12 protein-coding genes are annotated in these 22,636 nt (G+C 45.7%); 8 read left to right on the top strand and 4 right to left on the bottom strand.

The features are described 5' to 3' along the window. Complete coding sequence (locus DS739_RS01840; RefSeq protein ID WP_162784331.1) at positions 1-3,687, bottom strand: SDR family NAD(P)-dependent oxidoreductase; 3,687 nt, start codon at positions 3,685-3,687, stop codon at positions 1-3. 299 nt (positions 3,688-3,986) lie between these two features. Between DS739_RS01840 and DS739_RS01835 the strand changes: the two genes are divergently transcribed. Continuing rightward, a protein-coding gene (locus DS739_RS01835) for an IS5 family transposase (RefSeq protein ID WP_197051022.1) occupies positions 3,987-4,783 on the top strand; the annotation gives its coding sequence in 2 pieces (ribosomal slippage) (positions 3,987-4,326 and positions 4,326-4,783; 798 coding nt in all). Here the strand turns inward: DS739_RS01835 and DS739_RS01830 are convergent. The 3 genes from DS739_RS01830 to DS739_RS01820 form a co-directional block, all read right to left on the bottom strand. Continuing rightward, positions 4,773-7,145, bottom strand: a complete 2,373-nt coding sequence (locus DS739_RS01830; protein WP_006116891.1) for a type I polyketide synthase — start codon at positions 7,143-7,145, stop codon at positions 4,773-4,775. The two genes, DS739_RS01835 and DS739_RS01830, sit on opposite strands and share 11 nt — an antisense overlap. Before the next feature lie 36 nt (positions 7,146-7,181). Continuing rightward, entirely contained in the window at positions 7,182-8,648 is a 1,467-nt protein-coding gene (locus DS739_RS01825) for a class I adenylate-forming enzyme family protein (protein ID WP_006116890.1), read from the bottom strand. An 86-nt stretch (positions 8,649-8,734) separates the two neighbouring features. Continuing rightward, positions 8,735-11,515, bottom strand: coding sequence for a Hint domain-containing protein (locus DS739_RS01820; RefSeq protein WP_006116889.1), 2,781 nt, complete (start codon positions 11,513-11,515; stop codon positions 8,735-8,737). Between the two features lie 742 nt (positions 11,516-12,257). Between DS739_RS01820 and DS739_RS01810 the strand changes: the two genes are divergently transcribed. The 7 genes from DS739_RS01810 to DS739_RS01780 all read left to right on the top strand — a co-directional run bounded on the left by DS739_RS01810 (position 12,258) and on the right by DS739_RS01780 (position 22,534). Continuing rightward, the gene (locus DS739_RS01810) at positions 12,258-13,997 is read left to right on the top strand and encodes a Hint domain-containing protein (protein WP_006116888.1); all 1,740 of its coding nucleotides are present in this window, start codon (positions 12,258-12,260) and stop codon (positions 13,995-13,997) included. 716 nt (positions 13,998-14,713) lie between these two features. Continuing rightward, the gene (locus DS739_RS01805) at positions 14,714-14,941 is read left to right on the top strand and encodes an AbrB/MazE/SpoVT family DNA-binding domain-containing protein (protein WP_006116887.1); all 228 of its coding nucleotides are present in this window, start codon (positions 14,714-14,716) and stop codon (positions 14,939-14,941) included. Next, entirely contained in the window at positions 14,941-15,339 is a 399-nt protein-coding gene (locus DS739_RS01800) for a type II toxin-antitoxin system death-on-curing family toxin (RefSeq protein WP_035351273.1), read from the top strand. Before DS739_RS01805 ends, DS739_RS01800 begins: the two co-directional genes overlap by 1 nt. Positions 15,340-15,409: 70 nt before the next feature. After that, on the top strand, positions 15,410-17,221 hold the full coding sequence (locus DS739_RS01795) for a class I SAM-dependent DNA methyltransferase (protein WP_035351275.1): 1,812 nt from the start codon (positions 15,410-15,412) through the stop codon (positions 17,219-17,221). After that, positions 17,218-18,522 (top strand): restriction endonuclease subunit S, encoded by a 1,305-nt coding sequence (locus DS739_RS01790; protein WP_006116884.1) that lies wholly within the window; start codon positions 17,218-17,220, stop codon positions 18,520-18,522. Before DS739_RS01795 ends, DS739_RS01790 begins: the two co-directional genes overlap by 4 nt. Next, on the top strand, positions 18,519-19,466 hold the full coding sequence (locus DS739_RS01785) for a GIY-YIG nuclease family protein (protein WP_035351277.1): 948 nt from the start codon (positions 18,519-18,521) through the stop codon (positions 19,464-19,466). Before DS739_RS01790 ends, DS739_RS01785 begins: the two co-directional genes overlap by 4 nt. Further along, positions 19,463-22,534 (top strand): type I restriction endonuclease subunit R, encoded by a 3,072-nt coding sequence (locus DS739_RS01780; RefSeq protein ID WP_006116883.1) that lies wholly within the window; start codon positions 19,463-19,465, stop codon positions 22,532-22,534. Before DS739_RS01785 ends, DS739_RS01780 begins: the two co-directional genes overlap by 4 nt. The last annotated feature ends 102 nt before the right edge of the window (positions 22,535-22,636 follow it).

Genomic DNA, 22,636 nt, shown 5'->3' with positions numbered 1-22,636 from the left:
TTATGCGTTTTCTTCAGTCTTCTTTGCCGACATTTTGACAAGTAACTGATCATAGAACTTTTTCACGAGACTTCTAATAGTATCATCCTGCCCCAGTAACATCATAGAAACTTCAAGACCAAACTCCATTTTAATAGCAGTCTGTAACTCAACAGCGGCTAGAGAATCTAACCCCAAAGAGGCTAGCTTAGCATCAACGTCAATTTCATCTGCGTTCTGATGTAAAATGTTCCCTATCATAATCTGCATGCGATGAACCATAAATGGTAATTTTTCAACATCTGGAAGATTCCAGAAAGCCAAAAGCGTTTCGCTAGAAAAATCACTATTCTTAGAAAGATGATGCATTGCAGAAAAACGAGAGAGCTGTGCTGCCAAAGGAACAACTCTTAACCACTGCTCCCAATCTATATCTGTAACAAACATATCATGAACACCACTAACAGTAAGAGTTGGCAAAAATTGTAAAACATTTTGGATATTTAGAAGTTTCATTCCAGCCGCCATCAAAGTATCAGCAGCCTTTTGGTTTCTAGATAAAATTCCAACGTCACCGATAGGTCCTAGCTGGAGAGCCATTGCTGGCAATCCAGCTTTCCTTCTCTCCATCGCAATCTGATTCAGAATCGTATTGGCAGCAATGTATGCACTTTGTCCAATATTGCCGAGAGTTGTTGTAACTGATGAGAATAAAACAAAAAAATCCAAGTTAAGATGGCGTGTCACAGAATCTAGAATACGCCCCCCTAATGCCTTTGCTTTTAAAACGCTATCCAGGCTTTCAAGGGTGATATTTTCGATTAAAGAATCATGAAAAACACATGCACAATGAAAAATCCCTTTTATTTCAGGTACATTTTTTTCAAAATAAGAGAGATTTTTAGTAACCTTATCTTCGCTCGCTATATCAAAATATGCTTCATAAATATTCACGCCAAGCGCTTCCCATGATTGAAGCCTATATTGCACCACTTCGTTATCGGAAGGAGTTCTTCCATTTAAAATAAGATGACGTGCGCCAGAATCTATCAACCACTGAGCGGTCTCTAAGCCTAAACCACCAAAAGCCCCTGTAATTAAATAAGATGCATCAGGCAGTATTTGCGGAATCTTACCAAGAGCAGCATATCCTTCTAGATCTCTCAAATTTTGGTAATCAATTACTACTTTACCTATATGCTTGGTACTAGCAAGAAAACGAAATGCATCAATAGTTTGATGAGCTGGATAAACAGAAAGAGGTAATGGTTGAATTATTCCTTCCCCCATAAGTTTTTGCATTTCCTGCATCATATTCTTAATGAGTTGCGGACGTTCCAATAACATCCGATCCAAATCTACAGAGAAAAATGATAAGTTATTGTTAAATGGAACCATAGGAAGAGCATTACGCTCAATAATATCTCTTTTTCCTATTTCTACAAATCTGCCAAAACTTGCTAAACAACGCAATGTTGCAACAAGAAACTCTCCAGACAGAGAATTCAGAACTACATCAACACCTTTTCCTTTGGTGATATGTAAAATTTCTTCCGAAAACTCTAAAGTCCTTGATGACCAAACATATTCACAACCAATACTTCGTAAATATTCTCTTTTTTCTTCACTCCCTGCGGTGGCAAAAATTCGAGATCCTCTCAATTTTGCAATTTGAATAGCTGCTAAGCCTACTCCACCACTAGCGGAATGAATAAGAACAGTTTCTCCGGCCTGTATATGAGCAAGCTCATGTAAAGCATACCATGCAGTTAAAAATGCAACAGGCAAACTAGCAGCTTGTAGCGGATCAAAATTATCTGGCAATTCGACAATAAAAGGAACGTCTTCTTCCCGAAGGTAGCAGTGTGTTGCAAAGGTTTGCGGAAAAGCAGCAATGTATTTTTTCCCAACCTGTAGATTGTTACATCTCCCCCCCAAAGCAACCACTTCTATTACGGCTTCCATACCCAATGAATCACCATAAAATGTTCCATCAACAACAATTTCAGGAAGCAAATTCATGGCTTTAAGTACATCTTTGAAATTTATTCCAGATGCAAGAATTTTACACATTACCTCCCCTTGCTCTGGCAAACGTTTTGGATACACCTCATAAAACATTCTATCTAAAGCCCCGTTAGCAGAGACTTTTAATATTCCCATATTATCTTTTGTAATTAATATCTTTCCTTGCTTTTTATTATTCAATTTAAATGGAACAATCCGGGGAAGATAACGTTTATTATTTCGAATAAGGACTTCGTCTTCTAAATCATCAGAAAGAATTTCTGCACATAGGTCTTGCCAAGACTGACTAGTATATTCTTTCTTCTGTCTGATAATTTTCAATTTAAGGTCAGGACGTTCAAGTTCAATTCCACGAAACAGACCTTTATAGCCTGCACTCATTAAAGTATCTTGTTCTTCTGGAATAACAGCACATAGGCGCATTTGATCCTGAGAAGCTGGAAATAGCTTTAAATTTCGAATGATCTGCACAATATGTAAGAGAGAATGACTAATACAATTTTCGTCCCCTTGTGGACAAAAAACAACAACTCTTTTACAATTGTTATAATCAATATTATTTATTTCTTGTATTTTCTCATCACTTATACAAATATTATCGATGAATTTTTTTTCTAAAATCGTAGAGAATGGTAATGTATTTTGTTCCTGTCCAATTAATACAATTTTCTCAGTTTCCATCACCATAGGCGGCAAACTAACTTCTTGCCACTCAGTTTTATAGAGAAGTTTTTCAAATTTGCTTTCAATGCTCACTTTAGGGAGGGCTTTACATACAAGCCCTTGTATAGACATTACACAGAAGCCATTTTCGTCGTATAATTGTATATTTGATACAATGCGTCTTGAGGAAATTTCCTCAATAGTAAGACAACAAATAAGCTGTGTTACTTTTTTTCCATAATAAAAAATACGATCTGCTACAGTAGGGATATAAGAATTTTCAGAAAATTCTGGATATTCATTTACTGCTACAGCAAGTAACTGGAATGCTCCATCTAAAAGAGCAGGATGTATATGGTAATCATTTACCTCTTGGAGGCTACAAGGAGAAAGCTCTATTTTTCCTACTATTTTTTTGTTTAATTGCCCTACAGATTTTACGGTCTGAAACTGAACTCCATACAGTAAACTAAGGTTTTCTAGTTTAGAATAAAAATTCTCGGGTGAAAATTCTTTCCATTCCACTTGAGAAAAATCAATTTTTAAATTGTCTGCCCAAATAGGAGATGCCACTATCTCAACATTCATATGTTGTGACCAGTGATCAGCAGAATCGTCATCTATATTCGAAACTTTACTAGATACCGTTAATAAATTACTAGATCTATTATAAATCCATTCAATTTCAAATTCTTTGCCTTTTTCAATAATTAACGGAGAAGAAATATTAAAATTCTGTAGCAATATCCCTTCTCTTTCTTTCAAAACAAAACCTAACGCCAAAGCTCCTTCAATATATGCTGCGCCGGGAAAAACAACATGACCTTCGATTACATGATCATCTAACCATGTCATGTAATTAACATTTACCATAGCCTGCCATGCTGGGTAAGGTGCTCTCAAAGCTGCGCCTAGGATTGGGTGTATATTTGCCCCTAAGCGATCTTCACGCCCTTCCAGACATTCTGACCAGAAGAACTCTCTATTCCAACGGTAAGTCGGAAGATCAACAAGCACTCCTCCAGTCAGTAATTTCCAATTCAGACAACACCCAGCCACAGCTAAACGTGCAAGACACATTTCCAACCAGTTGGAAGGTGTACTATTTCTTCTCCCTGAGTAGACAGTTTTTATTTCTTTGTCTGATTCAGAGGATATGTCTTTTAATGATGGAGAAAGAACAGAATGTGGACCAACTTCTAGAAAAATCTGACTTATATTATTATTAAGAATAGCTTGTATTGCATTTTTGAATTCAACAGGCTGCCTCGCATTTAGGGCCTGTTAGATCTTGAATTTCTTCCCATATTGTAGGGATGGAAGAAGGAGACAGAACAGGCACCTTTACGGACGAGACATGGGCGATCTGGGAACCTCTGATTGAGGAGGTTCGCCCGAGGGGCAAGACGCCGCCACATGATCTGCGGCGGACGATAGCAGCGATTTTCTGGCGTCATGAGAATGGCGCGAAATGGCGGAGTATCCCCGCTGAACTGGGTCCGTGGTGGCGGGCTGCGCAGCTTTTCATCCGCTGGGCGAAGCTCGGCGTATGGGAGCGGCTGCTCGCACTGGTTCAGGAACAACAGGGAGTGGCATTCGGAATGACTTTTCTGGATGGCACAAACATCAGGGCTCACCACAAAGCGGCGGGAGCCCAAAAAAAGGGGCCTCTTTCGAAGAGCGAGACCATCGTGAAGCACTTGGCCGCTCTCGCGGTGGCTATGGCACAAAAGTCTGCGTGATCGCTGATGGACATGGAAAAGCCTTCGGTTTTGCGCTGGCCCCTGGACAGGCTCATGAACTGCCTCTGGCACCAGCCATGCTCGACAGCCTTCCCGCCACTCCCCTGTGGGTAGTAGCGGACAAGGGCTACGCGTCGAACGCCATGCGTGAACGGATATGGGACATGGGAGCACGGCCAGCCATTCCTGCGAAACGACGCGATGGCCCGGTCGCCTGCCCCAAATGGGCCTATCGGTGTCGGCATCTCGTTGAGAACCTCTGGGCTCGCCTCAAGGAGTGGCGCGCTGTCGCAACCAGATATGAAAAAACAGCAACGTCGTTCCTCGCGGTCATCCACATCGCTGCCGCAGCAGACTGGATCAAGCTCTAACAGGCCCTAGGTACCAATAAGATGCGTCGTGACTCATCTCATTCTCCCAAGCGTCACCTGTCACTGTTGAATATATTGGCAATATAGGTGAACAAGGCTTAATATCAGAAAGGTCTGAGAGCATATCTTCTCGTATTTGTTCCATCGCGTAACTATGATATGGAACATCAACTTTCAAAAATCTTACAAAAACGCCTTTATTTTTATAAAATACTTCTATTTTCTCAATGTCATTCTTGTTACCAGATACTGTGCATGATGATGAACTATTAATTGCAGCTAAAGAAACATGTAGTTTTTCTTGCTTTATAAACTTTTCAACATCATTACGATTACATCCAACAGCAAGCATCATACCCTGCCCGGATAAACGCCCTTGTAATTGACTGCGGATATAAATAATTTCAGCTGTATCCTGTAAGCTTAGCGCACCGGCACAATAAGCGGCTGCGACTTCTCCTACACTATGCCCAACAACAGCTGAGGGCTGAACACCGCAGAGTTTTAGACTTTCCCATATTGCAATTTGTACTAAGCATATTGCAGGTTGTGCAATTTCAGTCTTATGGATATTAATATTTTCATCAGTTAATTTAGCAAGCAAAGACCATCCTGATTTTTGCTTAAAAAAATCATCGAACTGATTAATTATTTTTTTCACACTTGGCCGCAGTTCTGAACAAATACTGCTGACCATTCCATCCCACTGAGAACCCATTCCAGAAAAAACTAAAACAGGCCCATTTTTTTGTAAAATTGATGATTTTTCTAATTTTATATTCTCTTTATTTTTAACAAATTTACAAATATTTTCTAATAATTCCTGATGCGTCTCGCCCATAAAAATATGTCTGTATTGAAAAACTGTTCTTGTCTGAGCAACAGAGTAACAAATGTCGGAAAGTTCGACAGAGTCATTTTCAGATAAATATTTTGCATAAACTTCTGCCGATAAATGCAATCCTCCGTCACTTGGAGAGGATAAAAACAATAAATGTTTTTTAAGAATAGGTAGTTCACATTTTTCTACATCACATACAGCATTCCGCTCTTCATCAGATAAACTTCTAATAATGGCTATAGAATTTGTGCCACCATATCCAAAAGAATTGACACCTGCATATAAAACTTCTTTATTGGAGAGAGAAATTTCTTTCTCCATAGGTATTTTTAAATTCCACTCTTTTTCTTTTATATTTGGATTTATATTTTTTAGGTTAGCTTGAGATGGTACACGCCTATTTTGCAAACAGGTAATAACCTTCATTATACCAGCCACACCAGCTGATGCTTCTAAATGGCCTATATTCGCCTTAACAGCTCCTATAACAAGAGGCTGGTCTGCGCTCCTTTTAGAGGCGATAGCCTGAGAGATTGCAAACGTTTCTATGGGGTCTCCAACAGGTGTTCCTGTTCCATGAGCCTCCACGTAATCAATTTGATCTGGAGCAATTTTTGCCTTTGCAATTACGCTTTCAATCAGTTCTTTCTGCGCTTTACCATTGGGAAGTGTTAAGGATGTTTCTCCTCCATCATGATTAACACCGCTTGCAGAAATTACAGCTAATATTGGATCTTTCGCTTCAAGAGCATCCTCTAGCCGCTTAATAAGAAGGATACCGGCTCCTTCCCCTCGGCCATAACCATCTGCTTTTTCATCAAAACTTTTTGAACGCCCATCCTTAGCCAAGAAATGTCCTTTTGACATGGGCATAGCGGCTTGTGGATTCACCATATAATTAACACCGCCAGCCACAGCCATATCACAGTCATGTGCTGCTAGAGATAAACAGGCATTATGAATGGCGACCATAGAAGATGAACAAGCTGTATCTAGTGTCAGGCAAGGACCACGCAATCCGAAAACATGCGCCAAGCGCGCGGATAACATTGTGGCTGAAGCCGCTGTTGTCGAAAAATGATCTTTGATCGCACTTCTGTTAAAAGGGCTGCCACAACTTACCAGCCAGTCCAGAGAAAAAGACCCTATAAAAACGCCTACATTTTTGCCGCGCAGATTAGACGGAACAATACGGGCACGTTCAAAGGCTTCCCAACAAACCTCAAGCAGCAGACGTTGCTGAGGATCCATTAAGGCTGCTTCACGCGGGGAAATACTAAAAACGCGTGGTTCAAAATACCCTAGTGCCTGCTCAAGAAAGGCTCCTCGACGCATATATGATTTTCCGGGCGTATCATAATCAGCATCAAAAAATCTTTTAATATCCCAGCGGTCAGCAGGAACTTCCTGCGTTGCATCTCCTTGCTCGCATAGAAATTTCCAGAACTCCTGCAAAGAGCAGATATTTTTTGGGAAACGGAGTCCCGTAGAAATAATTGCGAATTCCTGCTGCGCTTTCATTTTTCAATACCCTAAAAGTAATATTTCTATACAGAATTACTTTTTTAATGTCTCTGATATACTGTCTGTCATTAGTTTCCTATTAGGGCGCCCATCCGACAAACGAGGAATTTCATTAACCCATATTAACGTAATACTCGGAAGATTCTCATATTTTTCATGCATTTTTCGTGAAAGCTCATCTCCATCGAAGTTATCTTCACAAACAACAGCGACATAGGGCTTCAGAATACCATTCTGATCTGGAACAGGAAAAACACTACCATCAATTATAGGAGAGAAAGATTTTACAATATCGTCCAAAAGACGCAGATCAAATTTGTCTCCACCAAAAGAAACAAGATCATCATAACGTCCTGTTATAAACAACTCTCTATTGGAAGATTTCAAATACCCTCTATCTCCAGGATAAAACCAACCATTCTGAAACTTTTCTCCCGCTTTAGGTCCTAAAAAAAACTGGGGCGGCAAAACAGAACTACTTTTTATCCGAACACTTCCTTCTTGTCCCTCAGCCAAAATATGTCCATTTTCATCAACAACTTCCACCTCCACCCATGGCAAGACAGAACCAACACTATTCATGCTCCAATCTAATTTATCGTTTTGAACAGCGACTAAGCCAGTTTCCTCTGTTCCATAAACAACATGAATTTTTTTTGTTAATTTTTGTGTTGTTATCTTCCGCAATTGCTTGGGTAAGCTACCACCAACGATAATAATATTCAGATTATCGCGTGCGGTAGAAAGTGGAGATAAAATTCCAATAACATACTCGAGATGCAAAGGAGATAAGATCAATACTAACGGCGTGTTTCTAGCCAAAACAGTTGCTATATGTGTGCGATCTGTTATTTCAACCGTTACACCAGCAACCATCGCTGCCATGATAATTTGAAAACCGGTTAAAATATCAAACCCAATACAAGAAATAAGTTGTGGCTTTTTCTCTCCTTTTTTGTAGGAAAATGATAATAAATTTGAGTGTAGAATATTGTTTATATTTTGGATTATATATTCTGCAGTAGCACCGATTTTTTCAGCGGTAACACCTGTTCCTGAAGCAACAGATACACGTGCAAAAGATGTATTTTTATATCTATCTAAAAAAACTCCTCCCTTGGAAAGAATATCAGAAAACCACCTCTCATTAATGAGAATATTTTTCACCCGATACGCTGACAATACTTCATCACACAGCATCAAATCAGGCTGAATAATATTAAAATTTTCATGAAAAGTAACCCCTGTATCATTAGGGAGCGACGCTGATGCTATTCCTAATTGATCAAGGGCGAATATAACCAACCAATGGTGATAAAAATTACGGCATTTAATGCCAACAATACTAGGTGCCTGTTCTCTTATCCCAGCAAGAGCATGTGCTACTTTTTTAACATCTACCAGAAACTCTCTCATACGCCAAGAGCGAGAAAACCCTTCGAACAAAACATGCTTGTCGTCAAAGGATTTGTGAGATTGTAGCAAAAACTCTTCAAACATCAGGCTCTTCGATCCTTAAACAAGAAAGTCTCCCGTTATACATTTTTGTACAACGAGAGACTTTCAAACTACCCAGAAGCTAAGCTTCAGGCGAGCTTTTTAAATGCTTGATCAACAGCATTTTCCATATCATCAGCAAGAAGATACGGACCTGCGGACAGCACTTCAATGCTCAGTATTCTAAAGCCACCTTTACCTTCTTCTGGGAGAACAAGCTCTGCACACCCATCTGTCCAGCGACTATCGGTATGTTCATAATCATTCCAACCGATCAGCGGAGTATCTTGTAGATGCACATTTAGGTTGCGTGTCTGCTTCACACTACCCAAATGCATATTCCCAATCAACACACCCAGATGGCGACGGTCATCCACAAAAGGACCGATAGTGTCAGATGGCCGCTGCGTTCTGGAAACAATATTCACCCGGGTAATTCTGGATGACAACATGAAGGTATATACATTGTCTTTGGCAGAAATTGGCCAAATATGTGCACCAGTTTCCGTTTCTAAATGAAGGCGCGGATCATTCGTAAACGTCCGCTGCTTTGAAGGAAGGCTGTCACATCGTGAAACAACTTTATTATAGAGAGGTTCCACAACGTCCCGCGCCACGACAAGCGGTGCAGCTGCATCATTTTCCCAACTACGCTGCGTGTTTCGAATGACAGCAAGATTACCATCCTGACGGAACGTACGGCGATTTCCGGTATCCAGATAACTTTCTGTATAGATACCATCTACAGTAAGAACAGAATGTTCTTCTGTTTCCACATGATAGTAATCATACGAAGAAATGTTTATGTCATAAATGATGCTTTGCCCATTTACCAACATACGTGCTGGAATGAACTTTCCATCAAAGAACAAGCAATGTTCTGGCGTGACCAACAGATCTTTATAAGGAACGCCATCTGCAATCGCATTTGCACAGACACGTACTGGATAACCAGCCAAGTCAACAGGCACACCCTGTTTTATCTGCTTGTGCTTTCTTCCAACCCAAACAACAGGACGATTAACGTAAGTGTTATTCTGCCAATCGTATGCGGTTACCAGATCGCCAACCTGCATTGTTTCAACAGCTCGTTCCCCATCAGGCGTGGCAACCATTGATCCGGCAAGGAAGCACACTTCATAAATAAGATCACCATTGCCGTCTGTTTCCAGACTGTAACCAAAATTTCCAACACCAATAATGTTCAACGTAACTTCTGACTTATCAGCCAGTGTGAAAGTTACATGATTAGCATCTGGGTAATCTACATGAACAATATCGGCTGCCTTCACACCAGCCAATGTAATCCCATCCGAATTACCTGCAGCCGTTCCAGAGAACCCACTGATAACGGTAGTTGGATTGCCTGTTCCCGAAATTACCAAACCGACATTGGTATTGCCCTGCAAGTCAACTGCGCCACCTGTGGCGGTGGTAATAGTTGCAAAACCACCATTGGCTAGCAACATAGTTCCAGAAAGAATGGAACCATCTAGCAGATTTGCAGAACCACCGGCAGAAACAGTTATGCCACTCAGCACAGCTCCGTTGCTGACATTGATGACGCCATACGAATTAACAACAGCATCTTCAATGAGCGCACCAGCATTGGCCTGCAATTCTGAGTGATTACCGCTTACAACAGCACCAGATACCAGGCTGCTGCTCACATCCATGATAGAGCCAGCATTAATATTGGCACCCAGCACTGTACCACCGCTGCTTACATGCCCAATACCACCAGAAATCAGATTTATAGCTGAAGCGTATCCGCTATTTTCAATATTTACGACAGCACCATTTTCTACCCAAGCGCTTATAAGATTACCATTATTATCTGTAATTGTACCACCTGATAGCGCACTCGTATAAACTGCCGACCCACCACTTTCCACAAGCATTTGGGAATTGCTTCCCGTCAGAATGGAAGAAGTTGCCGTGCCGCCATCAATATCCAGCAAACCACCATCTGCGATAGTAGTATTAACAGCACTACCGCCAACATTCACAAGTTCGGTGCCACCAGATTCAATAGTTGTTTGTGATGTTAAACCACCACTATCAACAATTTCTGTGCCGCCACTTACAAGCACACCAATAGTTGTGCCACCAGATTCAACATGCTCAACACCAGCAACAGTACCGCCAGAAGCAACACCGCCGTGAAGGATATAAGCATTTGCTCCAGCATTAATGGTTGCGCCATTTGCTATTGCGCCACTTTGAGCCACCCAATTGGCATTAGATTGGACATTTCCTACCGCAATAGTTGTACCGCCACTGCTATCTGCGGCAGAATAAAGATATCCACCTACAATCTGAGTAGACCCAGCATCAAACAACCCATTTGTTGCTGTACCACCAGACAAAACAAGCTGGGTGCCATCAAATTTACCTCCAACAGCACTCCCGTTTCTGATCATTTCCGTCGAATCAAATGCGAAGGTTCCGCCAGAAATTGTGCCGCCTGCAGGAAATGTTTGCCCTTTAGCCGTAAAATCACCCGCAGCAACCACGCCACCAGCAAGAACTGTCGGATCTATGACCGTCCCGTTCTGCGTGACTTCAATACCGCCACCAGATGACACAACAGCACCGCTTAAAGTCCCATTTCCTGCAGCAACGGCAGCACCTCCAGAAAGAAGATTGGCATTATTAATAACGCCACCATTAGAGGCTAACAAAACCCCCATATAATCTGCTGTTGCGGAAGTAATAGTATTCTGTGTTCCAAGAACTTGCAGATAAGCTGTACCGCCACTTACAGTACCTGATGCTGTTGCTCCGTTGGAAAGCGTACCCTTATTCTGGGTATATGCCTTAAACCCTGAATTATAACTGCTATATAAAAGGCCATCTTGATCAGACATTTTACTCTTACCCTTCTCTTAAAATTAATAAGAATCTCAATTTTTACTCTACATATTATGTTTGACGTTGATCAACTATTATTATTTGGTAAATACAAACTTTATAATTTTGTTTGATATTTTATGGTGAAATATTTTGGTATCTCAAGAACATATCGTCAGTTAGCTCGATGACAGCGGAGACGAGTTGCAATGCCTCTGATGTGCTTCAGTCCGGCGAAGAGTCGTTCGATGATGTTTCATTTTTTATAAATTAAACAACGAATTGTTCATGAATAGATACGGTTTTCTGTGGAGGAATACCCCATGTGATCCGCCGGCTTTCAAATTTTTCATAGGTAAATCTGCGTCATAAACCTAATCAACGATGAAGACCTCGGGACAGCATAACTTCGATAAACAGATGGTTATCCATAGCTGTTCCACCGACATGACCTTCGCGATTAGAGAGAATCTTTTTTACTCACCCCACTCCAGAAACAGGAAGAAAACATCACAGATCAAACAGTCGATTAAAGATGATCAAACGCACCATATTCAGCAGAGCATAGATCCTACTAAAGACACCACGCGCTTCGCGGAAAAACACACCTCTTCATGAATTTCCAAAAGGATTCTTATTGCGCGCTTACCCCTGACATATTTAATTTTGAATTGTTTTGTTTGAGATAACATTTTTTTGTTGTTAATTCTTTGAGTACATGTTTAATCCTAGAACAGGTATTTTGAGAAAGGATATATTATGGCTAACACAACAGATACGTGGACTGGCGCCGCAGGAAACAGCAATTGGAATGATGCTAATAATTGGGATAATGGTGTTCCTACAGCATCATCAGATGTTGTCATTAATTCAGGCGCAATAGGCGATTCTCTCTCCATTACTCTGCCTAGTGGAGGGTCATCTACCATTGCGAGTTTAACGATTAATGGGGATGGGGATGTATCGCTAAATGGATCACGAAATGCCCAATATCGGAGAACAAATTTAATCGTAAATGGTGATGTTACAGTTCCTCCAGATGCTGTAACGACTGTTAATGGGACATATTTGATTTCTTCTGGAAATATTTCTGGTGGAACAATTTTGATTGCCCAAGGCTCTACTCTTCAAGGCAATGTATCTACACCCATCTCATTTTCACCAACAAACGATGGTGTATATGCAAACGCACTGTATCTAACAGGACTGGATGCACCTTCAAGTGTTGTCAATTTTTCTGATAATGATATGATAACATTTGGGTCTCTTATAAGTGATGAGGGCAACGCGCATAGCGTTTACATAAGAGATAATCCTGCCAGCACAGGCTCTCTATTCCAAGTATATGATGAAACGGCAGATAAAGTTCTTATTCCTACACTTGGAATGGCACCAGGTGCGGATGTAACAAAAATCACTTGGGAAAGTAATACTGGCACATTAAACTGCTTCCTTCCCGGAAGCATGATCCACACATGTGATGGTGATGTGGCCGTTGAAAATATCCAGATTGGTGATGAAGTTATTACCTTTGACTGGAAAAATAACAAAAATATTGTACGTAAAGTTGTCTGGGTAGGCAAAGCCCGTGCTGTTGTACGGCCAGAACTTCATGATGATGAAGCGGGTTGGCCTGTTCGTATTCTAAAGGGAGCCATTGCCGACGGCGTGCCTTACAAGGATATGCTTATCACTCCGGAACATTGCCTGTTTTTGAAAGATAGATTTGTGCCAGCTCGTATGCTGGTAAACGGTGTATCGATTTTTTATGATAAATCCATCACCTCTTACGATTACTATCACGTGGAAACAGAACAGCATTCCGTAATCACCGCTGATGGGGCGCTCACAGAAAGCTATCTAGATACAGGAAATCGTTCTTCTTTTCGTCAGGAAGGTAAGGTCATTACCTTGTTTGGTTCGGTTAAAAACTGGGAAGATGATGCCTGTGCGCCTCTGGGTGTTGAGCGATCCTTTGTGGAGCCTCTCTATCATGCCATTGAACGCCGTGAAAATAGTATCATCGGTGCTCATACCTCAACAGAAGGTATGGAACTCACCCATGATCCAGACTTACGCTTAGTAACAAACACAGGCACTATTGTATGGCCAATGCGCAAAACAGCGCATCAGTATAGCTTTATGCTGCCATCTGATACACAATCAGTACGTATTGTTTCTCGCGCCAGCCGTCCATCTGATGTGATTGGCCCATTTGTAGATGATCGCCGTTATATGGGTGTTGCTGTTACAGATGTGCGTTTGCAGTGCGCCAACCAGCATTTCGATATCACGTCTCATCTTCAAGCCCAAAAGCCCGAAGGTTGGCATGATACCGATTGGACAGATTGTGCCTGGACGAATGGCAATGCCGAACTTCCTCTTGGTAATCATCTAGCCCGTGGTGAAATGGGTATTCTCTCCATAACACTGCGTGCGGCAGGCCCTTATCTGCTTCCATCAGAAACAGGTTCTGAGATGCAGAAACGTTCCGCTTAACGCCTTATGTGAAATAAAATATGAGAGGACTTTGTCTTTATTGAAAAAGTCCTCTTCTTTTTCCATTATAGGTTGTTTCGAAAAAATCTAAATTACCTAAAAATATAATTTATACTAAAAAGTTTTTGTAGGATTTTCTTACGTTAAAGGCACTATTTTTCAAACACCCAAAAGGACGGTAGGCCACCCCCAGAAGTTTAAGCGGGACAATGATTAGCGAAAACATAACGCAGCCAATCACGTAGAAAAACCACGCAAGACCATTTAACATTCTCTTGCTGCTCAGGCATCAGGCATGTCGTCAGTTTATTGAAGCCGTGCTGTATCATTATCGTGCAGGCATTCCCTAGGCTCCCCAATGATGTTGCTCTGTTGATCGTCCATGATTTGGATGCTGCGGCTGGACGACCGCTACGGCAGTTCAGGCCGCTGCCGCCGTATCCATTTCCGGCAGAGGTATCTCAGCCTGTCACTGATTGTTAGAGGCCTATTAAGACCTCTTTAAGAGGCATTAATAAGCGCGCACGTCGAGACTAAGGCGGTATTTTTTGGGTTCCAAATTATGCGGCCCGCTACAGCCACGCGTAGATGACTGGCGTGTTCTGAGCAGGATCGTTTATGTAATCCGTACAGGCTGGCTGTAAGGGGATATTTGGGCTTGCCACCCCGGATACGCCCCTGTTACGTATTACGACACGTAATACGGAGCTAAGCCCATGGAAACCGTCGTCGTTCGCAAACAGGGTAATTCTGTCGGTGTTACCCTTCCAGCAGAAACACGTATCCGTCTTGGCCTGGAAATCGGGCAGGAACTCACGCTGGTAGAAATGGCCGACGGAATCAAGCTCGTGAAGCGCAATCTCAAGCTTGAACGCCAGATGCAGATGGCGCGCGAGACGCTACGTGAGCAGGCTGACGTTCTTCAGGAACTGGCCAAGCGTTGATGCCGGATCTGCCTGAGTTTCTGGAACCTGATGCGGTGCTGTTCATGCACGATCAGGCTCTGAAGGAATATGGTGGGACACATGGTCTCAAAAACGAGAACCTGCTGCACAGCGCGTTAGCTCGCGCCGAAAACCGATGGCACTATGCTGAGGCGCCTCGACCGGACACCGCAACTCTGGCGGCCGCCTATGCTTATGACATTGCGCGTAATCATCCCTTCAATGACGCCAACAAGCGGACAGCCTGGAGCTGCTGCATTCTTTTCCTTCGGCTGAATGGAACCCGTGTGCAGGTCAGCGCCCCGGATGCCGTCGAGGCCGTGGTGGCTCTTGCGGCTGGCGCAATACAGGAAGACGCGTTCGCGGCGTGGCTTCGGCAGCATTTTCAAAATCAGTGATTCATATATCTTCGACATCGGACTAGATTTCTTCATGAGCACGACACCCCGCACTGCTTCCCTCTCCTCCATGATTTGGCAGGTCGCCGATCTCCTGCGAGGCGATTTCAAACCAGCCGAATACGGTCGGGTCATCCTGCCCTTTACCGTTCTGCGCCGCCTTGATGCCGTTCTGGCTCCAACCCGTGACAAGGTGCTGAAGGAAAAGGAGAAGTGGGAGAGCAAAGGGATCGACCCAATGTCTTTCATGGAGAAAGCCGCAGGTCTGCGGTTCGTAAATACGTCTGACTTCACGCTGAAAAGCGTGCTGGGCGATCCGGATAACCTGACCCAGAACCTTTCGGCTTATATCAACGCTTTCTCTCCCGCCGCCCGTGACATCTTCGACCACTTCCGCTTTACCGAACAGACAGATCGGCTGGCCAAAGCCAATCTCCTCTATCTGGTACTCGAAAAATTCATCAGCTTCGACCTCAGCGACAAGGCCGTTGATAACCACCAGATGGGGCAGGTGTTCGAGGAACTGATCCGTAAATTTTCGGAAGCCTCCAACGAGACCGCTGGTGAGCACTTCACCCCGCGCGAAGTCATCAAACTCATGGTGAACCTCATCTTTGCCGAGGATGATGGCCTGCTGACCCCCGGCAACGCGGCCGTCCGCACCATCTATGACCCCACTGCTGGCACCGGCGGCATGCTCTCTGTCGCGGAAGAGTTCCTGCTCGACCACAATCCGGACGCCCGCCTGACCATGTTCGGGCAGGAGCTGAACCCCGAATCTTATGCCATCTGTAAGGCTGACATGCTGATCCGTAATCAGGATGTCAGCAATATCCGTCTGGGTAACACACTGTCCGATGATGAGCTGGCGGACTACAAATTCGATTACATGCTCTCCAACCCGCCCTTCGGTGTAGAGTGGAAGAAGGTTGAGAAAACCGTTCGGGCCGAGCATGAAAAGCTGGGTTATAACGGGCGCTTCGGCCCCGGCCTGCCACGTATCTCGGATGGCTCCATGCTGTTCCTGCTCCACCTTGTCCACAAGATGCGCCCGACAAAGGACGGTGGTTCACGCTTCGGCATTGTGCTGAACGGCTCCCCCCTGTTCACGGGCGCAGCTGGTTCCGGTGAGTCCGAAATCCGGCGCTTCGTTCTGGAAGATGATCTGGTCGAAGCCATTATCGCACTGCCGACCGATATGTTCTTCAACACTGGCATCGCCACCTATGTCTGGGTGCTAACCAACCGCAAGCCCAAGAACCGTAAGGGCAAGGTGCAACTGATCGATGCCTCCTCCTTCTGGCAGAAAATGCGCAAAAGCCTCGGCTCTAAACGCAAGGAAATGGGAGAGGACGACATCACCCTTGTCACTCGCCTGTTCCGCGATGCGCAGGAGGCACAGCTTGCCACCATCACCGGTGCGAACGGCACGCAGACATGCGCAGTCGTAACGCAGGGCGAGACGCCACCGGAAGCGCCCGAAGGCGGCAAGGTCCGGCTCGCGCCGTTGAGCCGCATCTTCAATAACAAGGATTTCGGTTATCAGACCATCACCGTGGAGCGCCCGCAACGCGATGAAGATGGCAACATCGTCCTCGGCCAGCGTGGTAAGATGAAGGGCAAGAAAATGCCCGATACCAGCTTGCGCGATACGGAAAACGTGCCGCTGAATGAGGACATTCACGCCTATTTCAAACGCGAAGTGCTGCCCCATGCCCCAGATGCGTGGATTGATGAGGACAAGACAAAGATCGGCTACGAAATTCCGTTCAACCGATATTTCTATGTGTTCGAGCCACCGCGCCCGCTTGAGGAGATTGATGCGGATTTGAAAGAGGTAACCGCAAAAATCATGGCGATGCTTGAGGAGCTTTCGGTATGAGTTTCCCGAAGTATCCGGCTTATAAGAACAGTGGGGTTGAGTGGATTGGGGAGATTCCGGTTGGGTGGATAATATCTCCTCTTCGCTACTTGGCTCACTGTCTCGATGGGAAACGTATTCCTCTTAATAAAGAGGAACGGAGCTATAAAAAAGGAGATATTCCTTATTGGGGGGCTAACTGTATTGTTGATTTTGTTGACGAATTTTTATTTAATCAAGAATTAATTTTGCTTGGAGAGGATGGTGCTCCTTTTTTTGATAAGACAAAGGAAGTATCTTTTTATATAAATGAACCTATATGGCCCAATAATCATGTACATGTATTGAAGGTTTTTGAAAATTTTTCTCCAAAGTTTCTAGTGTATTCTCTTAATTGCGTTGAATATTCTTCGTACATTGAGGGCTCAACTCGAGATAAACTTACACAAAATAACATGAATAGAATTGTTGTGCCAATTCCACCACTTCCCGAACAGCAGGCAATAGCCAGCTTTCTGGACCGCGAGTGCGGGAAGATTGACGCCCTGATTGCCGAACAGGAACGGCTGATTGCCCTCCTTGCGGAAAAGCGGCAGGCCGTCATCTCCCACGCCGTCACAAAAGGCCTGAACCCCAACGCTCCTATGAAGGAATCAGGCATCCCGTGGATCGGGATGGTGCCGGAAGGGTGGGATTGCTCTCGCCTTCGTTTCGTAGCTCAGTTTAATCCCTCAAAAACAGAAATTTCCTATATCCCATTAAACGAAGAAGTTTCTTTTCTTCCCATGGAAGCTATCAGAGACGATGGAACGATCAACCTCGAGCAAAAACGAAAAATTTCCGACGTCCAGAATGGCTATACGTATTTCAGAGATATGGACATTGTTTTTGCAAAGATAACGCCATGCTTTGAAAACGGGAAAGGTGCTGTGGTTAAAAAATTGCTTCGAGGAATTGGCTTTGGAACAACCGAGCTTATAGTTGCCAGATCTGTACCGTCGCGCGTTATTCCCGAATATCTTTTTCGTTTTTTTCAGTCAGATATTTTTAGAAAACCTGCTGAAGCGTCTATGTATGGAGCCGGTGGCCAAAAACGTGTTTCAGAACGGTTCGTTCGGGATTTCTCTGTTTATCTCCCGCCACTCCCCGATCAGCAGGCAATCGCCAGCTTTCTGGACCTTACGTGCAGTAAGATTGATACTTTGATTGCTGAACAGAAAACGATGCTGACTCTTTGTAAAGAACGCCGCGCCGCCCTCATCTCTGCTGCCGTAACCGGCAAGATTGACGTTCGCGCCCAGAACAAGGCCCTCGCAGCATGATCGACACCAAAGGCCGTTCTCTGGAGCTTTTTTATATCGACGGTCATCCGGACGGGATGATCACCGCTGAACTCTTCAACTGGACGGGGCATGTGTTCGTCACGCCTCGTACGCGCCTGACGGAGGCGCTCAAACGGGAGGAAGCTGGTTACGCCGGGGTTTACCTGCTGCTGGGTGAGAAAGAAGGAGAAGACTTCGCCTATATTGGGGAGGCCGAGGATCTTGGTGTCAGACTCAAGCAACACGCGGCAGCGAGTGATAAGGACTGGTGGGAAACAGCCGTTCTGGTATCGGCCAGCGCTAACCGGCTAAACAAGGCGCATGTAAAGTATCTGGAAGCGCGGCTTATCGCTATGGCGCGGGAGATCGGACATACACCGCTACACAACGGCAACTCCCCAAAGCTGCCGGGGCTGACGGAAGCGGATATCGCCAAAATGGAAGCGTTTCTTGCCAGTCTGATGGTGGTTTTGCCTGCTATCCGGGTGGATATGTTCATTCAGCGTAGCCGTCCGGCGGGCTCAACGACTTCTGCTGTCACCAGACAAGCAATCGCGGTAAATGAACAAAGCTCAGATTTAGAGCCAGAGTTCATTCTCAAATATCCGAAATATGAAATCGAGGCGCATGCTGTCTTACAGGATGGCGAATTTATCGTTCTCACCGGTTCTCGCCTCTACCCGTGTTGGCAAGGGAAGGAAGGAACGAGCTATCACCCACTACGTGATGAACTGGAGAGAGGCGGTGTTATAAGATCTGAGGGTCAGTCCGCTGTATTTGTGAAAGATTATGCTTTTTCCAGCCCAAGTGCGGCTGCCGCAATCATCTATGGACGTCCCGCGAATGGCCCGGACAAGTGGCATCAGGTCCACTCTGGGATCACTTATAAAGAATGGGAAAATCGTCAGCTTGATGCTCTTCCCACAGAGGATGCAGCTGAATGACCGATCTTCACAAGGAACACCATCTAGAATCCGAAATCTGCGATTACCTTGGGCGCTCTGGCTGGCTTTACGAGGAAGGCTCGGCGGCCCGATATGACGTAGGGCTGGCGTTGTTCCCTGAAGACCTGCTGGCATGGGTGCGCGAATGCGAGCCCGAGGCGTGGGAGACGCTGGAGAAAACGCATGGCAGCTCGGCGGACGCCGTGTTGTGCCAGCGGGTGCGGGATGCGCTGAACACACGGGGCGCGCTGGTTGTTCTGCGGGACGGGCTGGACATTATCGGACTGACAAAAACACTGAAAATCTGTCAGTTCCGTCCGGCTCTAACAATGAACCCGCATTTGCAGCATCGTTATGACGCCAATCGCCTGCGCGTTGTACGACAGGTGCGTTACTCGTCCAGTAACGGCAATGAGCTGGATCTGGTGCTGTTTCTGAATGGCGTTCCGGTTGCGACCGCCGAACTGAAATCAAACTACACGCAGTCAATTCAGGATGCGGTGGAACAGTACTGCTCAGACCGCCTACCAAAACCGCCGGGAAAGCCTGCGGAGCCTCTGCTTTCGGTACCTGGTGGCGCGGTCGTGCATTTTGCTGTCAGCAACAGCGATGTGATGATGTGCACGCATCTGGATGGCGCGCACAGCCGCTTCCTGCCGTTCAACCAAGGGAACGCTGGCGGTGCGGGCAATCCCGGCACTACGGCGTATCTGTGGCAGGAGATCTGGCAGCCTGACTCATGGCTGGATATTCTAGGCCGCTACGTCATTCCGGTGAAGAAAAAGGGGAAGATCGCGGGCTGGATCTTTCCGCGCTATCATCAGCTTGCCGCCACACGGCTGCTGGTTTCCACTATTCTGGAGGAAGGGCCGGGGCAGCGTTACCTAATCCAGCACTCTGCCGGTTCAGGCAAGACAAACTCCATCGCATGGACGGCACATTTTCTGTCCGACCTGCATGACGCTCATAATCACAAGCTGTTCGATACGGTCATCGTGGTGTCAGACCGTACCGTGCTGGATCGGCAGCTTTCGGAAACCATTGAGAGCTTCGAGCGCACGCGTGGGGTGGTGGCGTCGATCTCTGGCAACGGGGGCAGCAAGAGCCAAGAACTTGCGGCGGCCTTGCATACCGGCAAGAAAATCATCATCTGCACGATTCAGACCTTTCCATTCGCTCTGGAAGAAATCCGTAAGCTTGCGGCAGCCGAGGGCAAGCATTTCGTCGTGATTGCTGATGAAGCTCATTCCTCCCAGACCGGCACTTCGGCCAGTAAACTCAAGGCTGCTCTTTCCGCCGGTGAACTGGCGGAGCTTGCGGACGGTGGGGAGATCAGCACGGAAGACCTGCTGGCGGCGGAAATGGCGCAGAGGACGGCAGCAGACGCTGGCATTTCCTTCATTGCGTTCACGGCTACGCCAAAGGCCAAAACGCTGGAACTGTTCGGGCGCTTGTCGCATCCGGATCAGCCCAAGAGCAAAAACAATAAGCCTGAGGCGTTCCATGTCTATTCCATGCGGCAGGCTATCGAAGAAGGCTTTATCCTCGATGTGTTGCAGAATTACGTGTCCTGGAAACAGGCATTTCGCCTGAGCCAGAACGGGCAGATTCTGGATGACACAGAAGTCGAGGCTTCGGAGGCAAAGAAAGCGCTGATGAAGTGGGTACGCCTGCATCCCACCAACATCGCCGCGCGCGTGCAGATTGTGGTGGAGCACTTCCGCCAAAATGTGCAGCCTCTCCTTGGCGGCAAGGCACGCGCTATGGTCGTAACGGCCAGCCGCAAGGAGGCCGTGCGCTGGAAACTGGCTATGGATCGTTATGTGAAGGAAAAGCATTATCCCTTCGGGCTTCTCGCAGCATTCTCGGGCGAAGTGGATGACCCGGAAAGTGGCCCGGAGCCCTTTACGGAAAGCAATATCAACCCGGCACTCAAAGGGCGCGACCTGAGGGAAGTTTTTGCCGAAGATCCATGGCGGATTCTGATCGTGGCGAACAAGTTCCAGACGGGTTTCGATCAGCCATTGCTATGCGGCATGTATGTGGATCGTAAGCTCGGCGGGATTCAGGCCGTGCAGACGCTTTCGCGCTTGAACCGCTGCTATCCGGGCAAGGACATGACCTTCGTTGTCGACTTCGAGAACGATCCCGAAGACATCCTCAAGGCGTTCCAGCAATATTACACGAAGGCCGAACTGGCGGACCTCAGTGACCCGAACTGCGTGGTGAACCTGCGCCACAAGCTAGATGATGCCGGGTTGTATGATCAGCCTGAAGTGGATCGGGTGGCTCATATCCTCGCAAACCCCAAAGCGTCACAGCAGCAGCTTGACGCGGCCATTGTGCCTGTCAGTTCCCGTGTACTGGGCCGCTATCGCGAGGCACGGAAAATCATTCAGGACGAACCGGAAGGCTCACAGGAATGGAAGGAAGCGAAGGAGCGGATTGACGGACTGGCCCAGTTCCGGAGTGATCTGGCATCTTACGTGCGGATGTACGAGTTTTTCAGTCAGATGCTGAACTATGGCAATCCGGATTATGAAAAGCTTTACCTGTTCGCAAAAATGCTGTGGCCTCTGCTGAAGTTCGACCGTGAGCGTGAAACCATTGATACGACGACTTTGCGTTTGACGCATCACCGTATGAAAGACCTTGGCAAGCAGAAGCTTGGACTGAAGAACGAAACCGGTGATGGGCTGGAACCGATAAAGGAAGCCGGTTCGGGACAACCGCAGGACAAAGTGAAGGTGCAGCTTTCCCGCATCATTGACGCGATCAATGATCTGTTCCAGGGCGATCTGACAGATGGTGACAAGGTGGCGTTTGTCACTGGGCTGGAAACCAAGTTGGCAGAATCAGAAAAATTGCGGGAGCAGGCAACGGCGAACACAAAAGATCAGTTCGCCAACTCACCTGATCTTCAGGAAGAAGGGCTGAACGCGACCATTGAGCTGATGGAAGCTCATGAAAAAATGGGCAAACAGTTGCTGAACGATAACTCGCTGTTGCGTGCTGTTATTGCCGCCATCGTAAAGCAGGGCGGACTATGGGAGGGATTTCAAGGGTAAAGCTGGTCGGAAAATTTGAGGTGGCTCATCTTGAATCTGGGTGAATGGCTCTGGGTCTTGCTGTCTCCACAAAACCCGGAGCAATTCACTTTACTTCTGAGT

This window comes from Acetobacter sp. JWB (assembly GCF_003323795.1).
GTDB classification, from domain to species: Bacteria; Pseudomonadota; Alphaproteobacteria; order Acetobacterales; family Acetobacteraceae; genus Acetobacter; species Acetobacter oryzifermentans.
Note: the sequence above shows the minus strand (reverse complement) of the source record. Positions and strands in the feature narration are given on the sequence as shown.